We start from the raw sequence: 13,228 nt of genomic DNA, 5'->3' as shown, positions 1-13,228 counted from the left end.
TAACCGAGCGGCGGGGGCCGACCCCCGTACCCTGTCCGCCGCCGGTGCGATCATGGGGCCATGTCTGTTCGGGTGCTGGCCATCGGCAAGAAGCATGAGGCGTGGGTCGTCGACGGGATCGACCGCTACGAGCGGCGCCTCAAGAGGCCCTACGACCTCTCGTGGCGCCTGCTGCCGCACTCCGCGCGGCAGGAGGAGGCGGCGCGCACGGAGGAGTCGGACCGGATCCTGGGCGCGGTCGGCGCGGACGAGCACCTGATCCTGCTGGACGAGCGGGGGCCGGCGTTCGACTCGCCGGGTCTGGCGCGGCACCTGCAGAGCCGGTTCGACGTCGGCGCCCCGGTGACGATGGTGATCGGAGGCGCGTACGGGGTGGACGCCCGGGTCCACGCCCGCGCGGACCGCGTCTGGTCCCTGTCCCCGCTCGTCTTCCCGCACCAGCTCGTGCGGCTGATCCTGGCGGAGCAGGTCTACCGAGCCCAGGAGATCTCCGCCGGCCGACCATACCACCACGCATGAGCGGGCCCGCGGAGACCGCAGCGGGCTCGGCCACGCCCGCGGCCGACGTCGTCCTGGGCCGGTTCACCGAGCCCACGCGCGCCTGGTTCACGGGCGCGTTCGAGGCCCCGACGCCGGCCCAGCTCGGCGCGTGGGACGCGATCTCCTCCGGGCGGCACGCACTGGTGATCGCGCCGACCGGCTCAGGCAAGACCCTCTCCTCCTTCCTCTGGGCGCTCGACTCGTTCGTGCGCGAGCCCGCCGCCGAGGGGACGGCGGCCACCCGCGTCCTCTACGTCTCGCCGCTGAAGGCGCTCGGCGTGGACGTGGAGCGGAACCTGCGGGCCCCGCTGGTGGGCATCACACAGACCGCCGCACACCAGGGCAGGCCCGTGCCGCGCGTCCGGGTGGGTGTGCGCTCCGGAGACACCCCGGCGGCCGAGCGACGGCGCCTGCAGCAGGATCCGCCGGACATCCTCATCACCACGCCCGAGTCGCTGTACCTCATGCTCACCTCGCAGGCCCGCGCGGCGCTGGCCGGGGTCCGCACGGTGATCGTGGACGAGGTGCACGCCGTGGCCGGGACCAAACGCGGCGCCCACCTGGCCGTCTCCCTCGAACGCCTGGACACCCTGCTGGACACGCCGGTGCAGCGGATCGGCCTGTCCGCCACGGTCGAGCCGGCCGCCGAGGTGGCCCGGTTCCTCGGCGGCACGCAGCCGGTGACGGTGGTGCGGCCCGCCTCGGCCAAGCGCTGGGACCTGACGGTCACGGTGCCGGTGCCGGACCTGACGGACCTCTCCTCCCCCGCCGCCGTCCACGACCTGGGCCCCGGCTCCTCGACGGGCGGGCTCGGCGACGAGGGCGCGGTGACGGGCGGGTCCATCTGGCCGCACGTCGAGGAGCGGATCGTGGACCTGGTGGCCGAGCGGCGCTCCACACTCGTGTTCGCCAACTCCCGGCGCCTGGCCGAGCGCCTCACCGGCCGCCTCAACGAGATCTGGGAGGCCCGCGCCGAGGCGGCCGCCGCAGCCGAGCACCCGGACGCCGTCCCCGGCTTCCGCACACCGGACCCGACCGGCTTCCACGGACCCGCCCAGGTGGCCGGGCAGACCGGCACCGGATCGGGCACCGTCTCCGACTTCGCCCGCGCCCACCACGGCTCCGTGTCCAAGGAGCAGCGCGCCATCGTCGAGGAGGCGCTGAAGACCGGCCAGATCCGCTGCGTCGTGGCCACGAGCTCGCTCGAGCTGGGCATCGACATGGGCGCGGTGGACCAGGTGATCCAGGTGGAGTCGCCGCCCTCGGTGGCCTCCGGTCTGCAGCGCGTGGGCCGCGCCGGCCACCAGGTGGGCGAGGTCTCCCGCGGCGTGTTCTTCCCCAAGCACCGGGGCGACCTCGTGGACACCGCCGTCGTGGCCGAGCGCATGACGGCCGGGCGCATCGAGTCGCTGCGGATCCCCGCCAACCCGCTGGACATCCTCGCCCAGCAGACCGTGGCCGCCGTCGCCGTCGCGGACCTGGACGCACAGGAGTGGTTCGACCTCGTGCGCCGGTCCGCGCCGTTCGCGACGCTGCCGTTCTCCGCCTACGAGTCCGTGCTCGACCTGCTGGCCGGCCGCTACCCCTCGGACGAGTTCGCCGAGCTGCGCCCGCGCATCCTGTGGGACCGGGAGAACGGCACGCTCGCCGCCCGCCCCGGCGCGCAGCGCCTCGCAGTCACCTCGGGCGGCACCATCCCGGACCGCGGCCTGTTCGGGGTGTTCCTGGCCTCCGACGGCGGCGCGGACGGCACCCCCGGCGGCGCGGCGGCCGGGGACACGGCCGAGTCGGCGGGCTCCGCGTCCGCGGGCTCGGCCCGCTCCGGCGGGCGCCGGGTCGGCGAGCTCGACGAGGAGATGGTCTACGAGTCCCGCGTGGGGGACGTCATCCTGCTGGGCGCCACGAGCTGGCGCATCGTGGACATCACCGCGGACCGCGTCCTGGTGCTGCCCGCCTACGGGCAGCCCGGCAAGCTCCCGTTCTGGCGGGGCGACGCCGCGGGCCGGCCGGCGGAGCTGGGCGACGCCGTCGGGCGCTTCCGCCGCGAGCTGGACGCGGACCCCGAGGCCGGCCGCACCCGCCTGGCCGCCGCGGGCCTGGACCCGTGGGCGCAGGACAACCTGCTGGCCTACCTGAAGGACCAGCGCGAGGCCACCGGGGTGCTGCCCACCGAGCAGACGCTCGTGGTGGAGCGGTTCACGGACGAGCTCGGCGACTGGCGCGTCGTGCTGCACTCCCCCTACGGCATGGCGGTGCACGCCCCGTGGGCGCTCGCGGTGGGGGCGCGGCTGGCGCAGCGGTACGGGCTGGAGACCGGCTCGGGCGCGGCGATGGCCGCCGACGACGGGATCGTGCTGCGCATCCCCCTGATGGACGCGGAGCCGCCGGGCGCGGAGCTGTTCGAGTTCACGGCCGAGGAGCTGGACGAGATCGTCACGGCGGAGGTCGGCGGGTCCGCGCTGTTCGCCGCCCGGTTCCGGGAGAACGCGGCCCGGTCCCTGCTGCTGCCGCGCCGTGATCCCGGGCGGCGGACCCCCCTGTGGCAGCAGCGGCAGCGGTCCGCGCAGCTGCTGGACGTGGCACGGAAGCACCCGCGGTTCCCCGTGATCCTGGAGACCGTGCGCGAGGTGCTCCAGGACGTCTACGACCTCCCTGCGCTCAAGGAGCTCGCGGGGCGGGTGTCCTCGCGGGCCGTCCGGCTCGTGGAGGTCACGACGACGGCGCCCTCGCCGTTCAGCCAGTCCATCCTGTTCGGCTACATCGCCCAGTTCATCTACGAGGGCGACTCCCCGCTGGCCGAGCGCCGCGCCGCCGCGCTCTCCCTCGACCCGGCACTGCTGTCCGAGCTGCTGGGCACGGAGGAGCTGCGTGAGCTGCTCGACGCCGAGGTCATCGCGGAGGTCGAGGCCCAGCTGCAGCGGCTCGCGCCCGACCGGCGCGCCCGCGGGACCGAGGGCGTGGCGGACCTGCTGCGCCTGCTGGGACCGCTGTCCGTGGCGGAGGCCGCGCGGCGCACACGCCCCGAGGGGGAGACGGAGGAGTCCGCGGACGAGGACGCCGTCGCCGGGATGCTGGCGGAGCTCGAGCGCGCCGGCCGCGCGTTCCGCCTGCGCCAGGACGGGGTCGAGCGGTTCGCCGCCGCCGAGGACGCCGCCCGCCTGCGGGACGCGCTCGGCACGCCGATCCCGCACGGAGTGCCCACCGCGTTCCTCGACCCGGTCGAGGACCCGCTCGGGGACCTCGTGGGCCGCTACGCCCGCACCCACGGTCCCTTCACCGCCGCTGAGGCGGGGGCCGCGCTGGGGCTGGGGGGCGCCGTCGTGCTCTCGGTGCTGCAGCGCCTGGCCACCGAGCGCCGCGTGAGCACGGGCGCGTTCCGGCCGGAGGGCACCCCCGGGGCCACCGGCCTGGACGCCGAGTGGTGCGACGCCGAGGTGCTGCGGCGGATCCGCATGCGCTCCCTCGCCGCGCTGCGCGCCGAGGTCGAGCCGGTGGACCAGGCCGCGTACGCCCGGTTCCTCGCCGACTGGCAGCACCTGCGGCCGCGGACGGGGCGCGACGGGGCCTGGCGGCCGCCGGCCACGCTCGAGGGCGTGGACGGGGTGGCCACCGTCCTGGACCAGCTGGCCGGCACCCCCCTGCCCGCGAGCGCGTGGGAGTCCCTCGTGCTGCCCGCCCGCGTGCGGGACTACGCCCCCGCCCTGCTCGACGAGCTGCTGGCCACGGGCGAATACGTGTGGTCGGGCGTCGGGGAGGCCACCGGCAACGACGGCTGGGTGGCCCTGCACCCCGCCGACGCCGTGGACCTCACGCTGCGCCTGCCCGAGCCCGCGGAGGAGACACCGGCCGACGCCGCCCTGCGCGCGGCCGTGCTCGAGGTGCTCGCCGGCGGCGGGGCCTGGTTCTTCCCCCAGCTCGTGGAGCGGGTGCGGGCGGCGCAGGCGGCGGGCGACGACGGCGACGCGGGTGGCGCAGGCGGGGCGGGCGGCCCCGACCCGCACCGCGACCCGGCCGACCTGGCCCGCGGCCCCGCGGTGCTGGGCGCGCTGTGGGGCCTGGTGTGGGACGGCCGGGTCGGCAACGACACGTTCGCCCCCGTCCGCGGCCTGCTCTCGCTCGGCAAGACCGCGCACCGCACCGGCCGGCAGACGCCGCGGGCCCGCACCGCGCGGACGGGCGGGGCCGCGGGGGCGGCGGCCGGGCGCGGGCTCGGCGGGCGGCTGGCCGGGGTGCGCGGGCGGGGCCGGTACGCGGGGCTCACCTCGCCCGAGGGCGGCGCCCGGGGCTCGGCCGGCCTCACGGCGGGGACCGTCGGGCTCTCGGCCGCCGAGCAGGCCCGCTCGGCCGGCCGCTGGTCCCTGCTGCCCGCCGCCGAGCAGGACCCCACGATCCGCGCCCACGCGACCGCCGAGCTGCTGCTGGACCGGTACGGCGTGATCACGCGCGGCTCCGTGGTGGCCGAGGAGGTCCCCGGCGGATTCGCGGGGCAGTACCGGCTGCTCACCCGGATGGAGGACGCGGGCCAGGTGCGCCGCGGCCACTTCGTCGACGGGCTGGGCGGCGCGCAGTTCTCCACCGGCGCCGTCGTGGACCGGCTGCGCGGGTTCCAGCGGGACGAGGAGGACGCCGCCGTCGACACCGCCCCGCTCGCGCTCGCCCTGGCCGCGACGGATCCGGCGAATCCCTACGGCGCCGCGCTGGACTGGCCGTCCGTGCCGGCCGGGCCGGACGGCGTCGTGCCCACGGGCCATCGCCCGGGCCGGAAGGCGGGCGCCGTCGTCGTGCTGATCGCGGGGCGGCTGGCGCTCTACATGGAGCGCGGCGGGCGCACGCTGCTCGCGTTCACGGAGGATCCGGGCGAGCTGCGGGCCGCGGCGGAGGCGCTCGTGTGGGCGCTGCGCACCGGCCGCACCGAGCGGTTGAGCCTGGAGAAGGTCAACGGCGGGCCCGTGCTCGGCACGCCGCTGGCCGAGGCGCTGCTGGCCGCGGGGTTCTACTCGAGCCCATCGGGCATTCGGTTCCGGAACTGAGAACCCACGCCCGTCCGCCCGTCCGCAACGCGGGTTGAGTTGTCACGGGTCCCGCCGTCGGACACCCGCGACAACTCAACCCGCGTTGCCCGGGGTGGCCCTGTCGCGGAGGCGGGGCCCGGGGGTAGGTTCGGCCCATGAGCATCGACGCCGCCCCGCCCGAGGACGTGGGCACCGCCCCCACGGGCACGTCCCCCGCCCCCGAGGCCCTGGAGGACTCCCTGCCGCATCCCTCAGACCCCTCCGTCACCCCGTTCCTCCTGTTCGAGGGTGACGCCGGTGCGGCCATGGACGCCTACCTCACCGCGTTCGTGGAGCACCTGCCGGTCACCGAGGTCCGCCGCGACCTCTTCGACGAATCCTCCCCGCGCGGCGCCGCTTGGGCGGGCAAGGTCCTGCACGGCGAGCTCGAGATCGCCGGCCAGCGGCTGCGCTTCTTCGACTCCTTCACCCCGCACGGGTTCACGTTCACCCCGGCCATCAGCCTGTTCGTCGAGCTGCCGGACGCCACCGCGGTGGACGCCATCCACGACGCGCTCCTCGCCGGCGGCGGCCGTGACTGCATGCCGCCCGACGACGACGGCTTCTCCCGCCGCTTCGCATGGGTCGGGGACCGCTTCGGCGTGACCTGGCAGCTCAACGCGGCCTGAGCCGGTGACGGCCCGTGCCTGAAGGCGACTCCCTCGTCCGCGTCGCGCACCGGCTCCGCCCCGTGCTCGAGGGCCGGGTCCTGACGCACGCGGATCTGCGCGTGCCCCGCCACGCCACCGCGGACCTGACCGGCTGGACGGTGGCCGAGGTCCTGCCGCGCGCCAAGTACCTGCTGATGCGGCTGACCCCGCCCACGGCCCGCCCCGGGGCCCGTCCGCTCACCCTGATCTCGCACCTGAAGATGGAGGGCCGCTGGCTCGTCTCGGCCATCGACGCCCGGTGGGGCGCCCCCGCCTGGCAGGTGCGGGCGGTGCTGGAGACGGCGGAGCACCGCGTGCTCGGCGCCCAGCTGGGCCTGCTCACCCTCGTGCCCACCGCCGACGAGGCCGCCGTCCTCGGCCACCTCGGCCCCGACCTGCTGGACCCGGCCTGGGACACGCCCGACGACGGCGCCGCGCTGCTCGCCGAGGGCGTGCGGCGGCTCACGGCCCGGCCCGAGCGGCCGGTCGGCCTGGCCCTGCTCGACCAGCGGCTCGTCTCCGGGATCGGCAACATCTACCGCTGCGAGACCCTCCTGCTGGCCGGCATCGACCCGCACCGGCCGATCGGCGAGGTCGAGGACGTCGCCGGACTCGTGCTGCTCGCCCGGGACCTGCTGCGCGCCAACGTCCCGCCCGCCGCCCCCGCCGCGGGCGCCCGGCGCCGGACCACGGGCGTGCGTCCGAACCCGGCGCGACCCTTCGGGGTCGAGGTGCTGGTCCCGGCCGGTCCGTCACCCGACACGGCACCCGGCCGGACGCCCGGCGCGCGCGGCGGCGGGACGCCGTCGTACTGGGTCTACGGGCACGACCGCACCCCGTGCCTGCGCTGCCGCGGCCCCGTCCGCCAGGAGGACTACGGCTCCCCCGAGGACGATGCGCGGCGGCTGTGGTGGTGCCCGCACTGCCAGCGCTGAGCCGGACGCGCCCCAACGGTGGCCGCGTGTCGTCCCCGTTCCCTACGCTGAACCCGCCCCCGACCCGAGGAGAAGTCATGGCCGACCCGTTCCCGAAGGACCCGGAGGGCGCCGTCGTCGCGCTCGTGCTGGCCGGCGGCACCGGCGGCCGCCTCATGCCGCTCACCGCGGCCCGCGCCAAGCCGATGGTGCCGCTGGCGGGCCAGTACCGGCTGATCGACGTCGTCCTGTCCAACCTGGCCCACTCGCGCCTGCGGGACGTGTGGGTCGTGGAGCAGTACCGCCCCTTCACGCTCAACCAGCACCTGGCCGGCGGCCGGCCGTGGGATCTCGACGGCACCCGCCACGGCCTGCGGCTCCTGCCCCCCGCGCAGGGCCGCGCCGAGGAGGGCTTCGCCCGCGGCAACGGCCACGCGATCGCCCAGCAGCTGCCGCTGCTGGAGCAGTTCGGCGCCGAGACCGTCGTCGTGCTCTCCGCCGATCACCTGTACCAGCTGGACCTGCGCCCCGTGCTGGCCGAGCACACCCGCTCCGGCGCCGAGCTCACCGTGGTCACCACCGAGACGGACGAGGACCCCTCGCGCTTCGGCGTCGTCCAGGTGGACGACGACGGCGCCGTGACCGACTACGCCTACAAGCCGGAGGACCCGGCGGGCACGCTCGTGGCCACCGAGGTGTTCGTGTTCGACGTCGCCGCGCTCTCCGAGGTGGTCGGCGACCTCGTGGCGGGCGAGGACGAGGCGGCCACCAAGGACGAGGGCGAGACCGATGAGGACGGCGACCCCGTGGGCTCCTCCCTCGGCGACTACGGGGAGAGCATCATCCCGGCGTTCGTGGCGCGGGGGCGCGTGCGGGAGCACCGCCTCGTCGGGTACTGGCGGGACATCGGCACCCTGGACGCGTACGTCCGCGCCCACCGGGAGATCCTCGACGGCACCGGCCTGGACGTCGCTGCCGAAGGCTGGCCGCTGCTGACCAATCCGCACGCCGCTCCGCCGGCCTGGGTCGCCCCCGAGGCGACCGTCACCGGCTCCCTGCTCAGCCCCGGCTGCCGGATCGCGGGCGAGGTGACCGACTCGGTCGTGGGCCCCAGCGTGGTGGTCGAGGCCGGCGCCGTGGTGCGCGGGAGCATCCTGCTGGGCGAGTGCACGGTGCCCTCGGGCGCGGTGCTGGACACGGTGATCGCCGACGTCGGCGCCGCCATCCCGGCCGAGGGCGCCACGGGGCGCGCGGAGCCGGCCGACGAGGTCGTGGTCCTCGAGCCGGGCGAGCGCGGGCCCGCCTCCTCGGACGAGACCACCGGTTCGGGCGCCCCCGTCAGGGACTGATCGGCCGCGCCCTCCGGACCGGCCCGCCGGCCCGGTCTGCGGCGAGCACGGCCAGCTCCAGCATCAGGCGTCCCCGCGGGTCCTGCAGGCTGCACCCCGTCAGCTCCACCAGGCGCTTGGTGCGGTAGATGACGGTGTTGCGGTGGCAGATCAGGTCCTCCGCGGCGAGGGTCGCGGAGCCCGAGCGGCGCAGCAGCGCCCGCAGGGTCTCCATCAGAGTGGCGCGCTGGTCCGCGGGCAGCGCCCGGAGCGGTCCCAGCACCTCCTCCACCAGCAGCGCGGCGACCTCCGGGCTGGACTCCAGCAGCACCTCCGGCAGCCGATGGGAGGCCCAGGCGAGCCGCCGCTCGCCCGGCGGGAGCGTGTGCGCCGCCCGCGTCGCCAGCCGGAACGCCGCCGCCGTCTCGGGGATCCCCTGCCGGGCCCAGGCCACTCCCACCTGGCCCTCGACCAGCGGGCCCAGCGCCTCCGTGAGCCATTCCTCGTCCGTCGAGGGAGGCTCGACGACACCGTAGAGCGCCCCCTCGCGCACAGCCCAGCGGGACGTCGCCCCGAGTCGCCCCATGCGGTCCTCGGGGTGATGGAGCACGTCGCTCCCCGGGTCCTCGGCGAGGGCGACGACGCAGGCGAGGGGGGCGGTCGCCCGGACGCCCAGGATCTCCTCGGCCTGCTCCGCGTAGACGGGGTCCGCGCCCTTCCCCTCCAGCAGCCCGGCCAGGCAGTCCTCCTGACGGCGCAGGTCGCGCAGGGTGAGGCGCGCGGTCTCCCGCCGGTAGGCGGCGCTGAGGACCTCGCCCGTGACGCTCAGGTCCTCCCACAGCCGGCGCCCCGCCTCGAGGAGCTCCTCGGTCGTGATGTCGAGCCTGCCCTCGCGGACCCGCCGTCCCAGCTCCTCCCAGAGCAGCCGGTTGCCCGAGGTGTAGGTGGAGATCACGGTCTCCAGGGGCACCCCCTGGCGGGCGCGCTCGACGCCGGTGGCCCGCCACGTGTCGACCAGGCGCCCTCCCGCGCCCTCCCCGGAGGGCACGCCGGCCAGGCCCCGCAGGCCCCGACGGACGTGCTCCCGCGTGCTACGACGCAGCCTGGCCCGCAGCTCCGGCGTGGACCACGCCCCGCCCTGGTCGCCGCCCAGCGTGGCGGCGGCGATCTCGTCGGCGATCCGGTCGGCGTCCTCCAGCAGCGCCGACCAGGCCTCCCGCAGACGGCGCTCCGCGTCCCCGGACTCCTCGGGGACCCCTGCCTCCTGCACCATGCCGTCCTCCTCGCCGCCCCCGCCGGCGGCGTCCGGCCGGGCGGGACTCGTGTCCTGGCTGCACAACCGACTCTGTGCTCCGTGCCCATAGTGCCACTGTGGCGCCGGTCATACGGTGGGCGGAGACCTCGTCCGCACCCGGACCCATCCCACCCGAGCCCCCCCAGAGGAGCCGACATGAGCGAGACCCGCTCGGGCGTCCTGCCCGACCACGACATCTACCTCCTCGACGACGAGCTGACGGAGGAGCAGCGCGAGGTGCGCGACCGCGTCCGCGCGTTCGTCGACGCCGAGCTCATGCCCGTCATCAACGACTACTGGGAGCGCGCCGAGTTCCCGTTCGAGCTCGTGCCCAAGCTGGCGGAGCTGAACGTGGCGGGCACCGTCATCGAGGGGTACGGCTGCCCCGGCATGAGCCGCATGGCCGGAGCCCTGGTGTCGATGGAGCTGGCCCGCGGGGACGGATCCTTCAACACCTTCTTCGGGGTGCACTCCGGGCTGGCGATGGGCTCGATCAACGCTTTCGGCTCGGACGAGCAGAAGGAGCGCTGGCTGCCCCGGATGGCCCGGATGGAGATGATCGGCGCCTTCGCGCTCACCGAGCCCGACCACGGGTCCGACTCGGTGGCCCTCGAGACCACCGCCCGCCGAGAGGGCGACACCTGGGTGCTCGACGGCGCGAAGCGCTGGATCGGCAACGCCTCCTACGCCCACGTCATCGTCATCTACGCCCGCGACGTGGCCGACGGCCAGGTGAAGGCGTTCGTGCTGGAGCGGGAGCCGGACACGGAGTTCCCCGCCGGCTTCGAGCCGACCGTGATCACCGGCAAGATCGGCAAGCGCGCGATCCTCCAGCCGGACATCGTGATCTCCGGCCTGCGCATCCCCGAGGCGGACCGGCTCCCCGGTTGCTCCTCCTTCAAGGACGTCAACCGCGTCCTGAGCACGACCCGCGGCGGCGTGGCCGTCGAGACGCTCGGCCACGCCGTCGCCGCGTACGAGGCCGCCGTCGCCTACGCCGGGCAGCGCGTCCAGTTCGGCAAGCCGATCGCCGGCCACCAGCTGGTCCAGGGGCAGCTGGCCACCATGCTGGCCGACGTCACCAACATCAAGCTCACGTGCTTCCGCCTCCTGGAGCTGCAGGACCAGGGTCGCCTGACCGGCCCGATGGCCTCGCTCGCGAAGATGTCGGCCGCGCGCCAGGCCCGCCGGGTGACCTCCATGGCCCGGGACATCCTGGGAGGGAACGGGCTGCTGCTGGAGAACCACGTCGCCCGCCATCTGACGGACATGGAGGTCGTCTACACTTACGAGGGCACCGACTCCATGCAGTCGCTGATCGTCGGCCGCGCCATCACCGGCGTGTCGGCCTTCGCCTGAGACCTCCCCGCCCTCTCCCCGCCCCCCTTCCCGAAGGAGCACCACCATGCCTGAAGCCGTCATCGTCTCCGCCGTCCGCTCCCCCATCGGCCGCGCCCGCAAGGGGTCCCTCCGCGACCTGCGCGCCGACGACATGGCCGCCCAGATGGTCACCGCCGCCCTGGACCGGGTCCCCGAGCTGGACCGCGCCGAGGTCGAGGACCTCATCCTGGGCTGCGGCGCCCCCGGCGGGGAGCAGGGCGGCAACCTCGGCCGCGTGGTCGCGGTCTTGGCCGGCCTGCCCTCCGTGCCCGGCACCACCATCACCCGCTTCTGCTCATCCAGCCTGCAGTCCACCCGCATGGCGTTCCACGCCATCCGCGCCGGGGAGGGGGACGTGTTCGTCTCCGCCGGCGTCGAGTCGGCCAGCCGGCTGGACCGCGGCGCCTCCGACGAGGACACCCGCAACCCGGCGTTCCGCTCCGCGTGGGAGCGCTCGGCCCGCCGGGCCGAGGGCGACGCCCCCGTGTGGACGGACCCCGCCGAGGAGGGCGAGCTGCCGGACGTCTACATCGCCATGGGCCAGACGGCTGAGAACGTGGCGCAGCTGCGTGGCGTCTCCCGCCAGGCCCAGGACGAGTACGCCGTGCGCTCCCAGCAGCTCACGGAGAAGTCCCAGGCCTCCGGCTTCTGGGACCGGGAGATCTCCCCGCTCGTCCTGCCCGACGGCATCCGGGTCACCCGGGACGACAGCCCGCGCGCGGGCACCACGCTCGAGGCCGTTTCCCAGCTGAACCCCGTCTTCCGGCCCGACGGCACCGTCACCGCCGGCAACGCCTGCCCCCTCAACGACGGCGCCGCGGCGCTCGTCGTCATGAGCGACACTCGCGCCGCCGAGCTGGGGCTGACCCCGCTCGCCCGGATCGTGTCCACGGGCCTCTCCGCCCTCTCTCCCGAGATCATGGGCCTGGGCCCCGTGGAGGCGTCCCGGCAGGCGCTGGCGCGGGCCGGGATGAGCATCGACGACGTCGACCTCGTGGAGATCAACGAGGCGTTCGCGGCGCAGGTGCTCCCCTCCGCCGAGGACCTGGGGATCCCCCTGGACAAGCTCAACGTCAACGGCGGGGCAATCGCGCTGGGCCATCCCTGGGGTATGACCGGAGCCCGGATCACCGCCACCCTGCTGAACTCGCTGCGCGAGCACGACAAGCACATCGGCCTCGAGACCATGTGCGTCGGCGGCGGCCAGGGCATGGCGATGGTCATCGAGCGCCTGTCCTGAGTCCTTCCCGCCCCGTCCGCACCCGCACCCGCACCGACCCTCCCGGAGGAACCCCATGACCGAGCCCCGCATCGCCGTCGTCACCGGAGCCGCGCGCGGCATCGGCGCCGCCCTGGCCCGACGCATGGCGGAGGACGGCTTCGCCGTCGCCGCCGTCGACCTCTCGGCCGAGGCGTGCGCCGACGTCGTCGGGCAGATCGAGGAGGCCGGCGGGACGGCCCGCGCCTTCGCCGCCGACGTCGCCCGGGAGGAGTCGGTCGCCCAGGTGATGGACGCCGTCGTCGCCGAGCTGGGTGCGCCCGCCGTGCTGATCAACAACGCGGGCGTGCTCCGGGACAACCTGCTGTTCAAGATGAGCGCCCAGGACTGGGACACGGTGATGGACGTGCACCTGCGCGGGCACTTCCTCATGACCCGCGCCGCCCAGCGCCATATGACGGAGCAGGGGTGGGGGCGGATCGTGAACATCTCCTCCACGTCCGCGCTGGGCAACCGGGGGCAGGCGAACTACGCCGCGGCCAAGGCCGGGATCCAGGGCTTCACCAAGTCCGTCGCTATCGAGCTGGGCCGCTTCGGGATCACGGTGAACGCCATCGCGCCGGGCCTGATCGAGACGGACATGACCCGGGCCACCGCCGAGCGGATCGGCGTCCCCTACGAGACGTACGTGGCCAAGGCGGCGGAGCAGATCCCCGTCGCCCGCACCGGCACCCCCGAGGACATCGCCGCCGCGGCCTCCTTCTTCGCCCGCCAGGAGGCCTCCTTCATCTCGGGCCAGGTCCTCTACGTGGCCGGCGGACCCAAGGCCTGAGCCCCCCACGAGGAGAACGC

General features: G+C 75.4%; 9 protein-coding genes. 8 read left to right on the top strand and 1 reads right to left on the bottom strand.

Features of this window, described 5'->3' with window-relative positions:
* Positions 1 to 60: 60 nt before the first annotated feature.
* The 5 genes from AC0VX0_RS01405 (at position 61) to AC0VX0_RS01385 (ending at position 8,504) form a co-directional block, all read left to right on the top strand.
* Positions 61 to 519: a 23S rRNA (pseudouridine(1915)-N(3))-methyltransferase RlmH gene (locus AC0VX0_RS01405; protein WP_170721451.1), complete on the top strand. Its 459-nt coding sequence runs from the start codon at positions 61 to 63 to the stop codon at positions 517 to 519.
* Complete coding sequence (locus AC0VX0_RS01400; protein ID WP_336638551.1) at positions 516 to 5,570, top strand: ATP-dependent helicase; 5,055 nt, start codon at positions 516 to 518, stop codon at positions 5,568 to 5,570. Before AC0VX0_RS01405 ends, AC0VX0_RS01400 begins: the two co-directional genes overlap by 4 nt.
* A gap of 137 nt (positions 5,571 to 5,707) precedes the next feature.
* Entirely contained in the window at positions 5,708 to 6,220 is a 513-nt protein-coding gene (locus AC0VX0_RS01395) for a VOC family protein (RefSeq protein WP_069941965.1), read from the top strand.
* Positions 6,221 to 6,234: 14 nt separating this feature from the next.
* Positions 6,235 to 7,176 (top strand): DNA-formamidopyrimidine glycosylase family protein, encoded by a 942-nt coding sequence (locus AC0VX0_RS01390; protein WP_044659050.1) that lies wholly within the window; start codon positions 6,235 to 6,237, stop codon positions 7,174 to 7,176.
* A 77-nt stretch (positions 7,177 to 7,253) separates the two neighbouring features.
* Positions 7,254 to 8,504 (top strand): glucose-1-phosphate adenylyltransferase family protein, encoded by a 1,251-nt coding sequence (locus tag AC0VX0_RS01385; protein ID WP_044659051.1) that lies wholly within the window; start codon positions 7,254 to 7,256, stop codon positions 8,502 to 8,504.
* Here AC0VX0_RS01385 and AC0VX0_RS01380 read toward each other — a convergent pair.
* Positions 8,494 to 9,756: a PucR family transcriptional regulator gene (locus AC0VX0_RS01380; protein ID WP_020627988.1), complete on the bottom strand. Its 1,263-nt coding sequence runs from the start codon at positions 9,754 to 9,756 to the stop codon at positions 8,494 to 8,496. The genes AC0VX0_RS01385 and AC0VX0_RS01380 overlap by 11 nt on opposite strands.
* 177 nt (positions 9,757 to 9,933) lie before the next feature.
* On the opposite strand from AC0VX0_RS01380, the gene AC0VX0_RS01375 reads away from it, so the two are divergent.
* From AC0VX0_RS01375 to fabG, 3 genes are read left to right on the top strand one after another with little or no spacing between them, the layout of a single operon-like run.
* Positions 9,934 to 11,136 (top strand): acyl-CoA dehydrogenase family protein, encoded by a 1,203-nt coding sequence (locus AC0VX0_RS01375; protein WP_036316076.1) that lies wholly within the window; start codon positions 9,934 to 9,936, stop codon positions 11,134 to 11,136.
* A 46-nt stretch (positions 11,137 to 11,182) separates the two neighbouring features.
* The gene (locus AC0VX0_RS01370) at positions 11,183 to 12,397 is read left to right on the top strand and encodes an acetyl-CoA C-acetyltransferase (RefSeq protein ID WP_020625412.1); all 1,215 of its coding nucleotides are present in this window, start codon (positions 11,183 to 11,185) and stop codon (positions 12,395 to 12,397) included.
* A 55-nt stretch (positions 12,398 to 12,452) separates the two neighbouring features.
* Positions 12,453 to 13,208, top strand: coding sequence for a 3-oxoacyl-ACP reductase FabG (gene fabG, locus AC0VX0_RS01365; RefSeq protein ID WP_020625413.1), 756 nt, complete (start codon positions 12,453 to 12,455; stop codon positions 13,206 to 13,208).
* Positions 13,209 to 13,228: the final 20 nt, after the last annotated feature.

Source organism: Micrococcus sp. iso_26 (genome assembly GCF_056172975.1).
The sequence above is the reverse complement of the archived record's forward strand: the minus strand, read 5'-3'. Positions and strand labels throughout refer to the sequence as shown.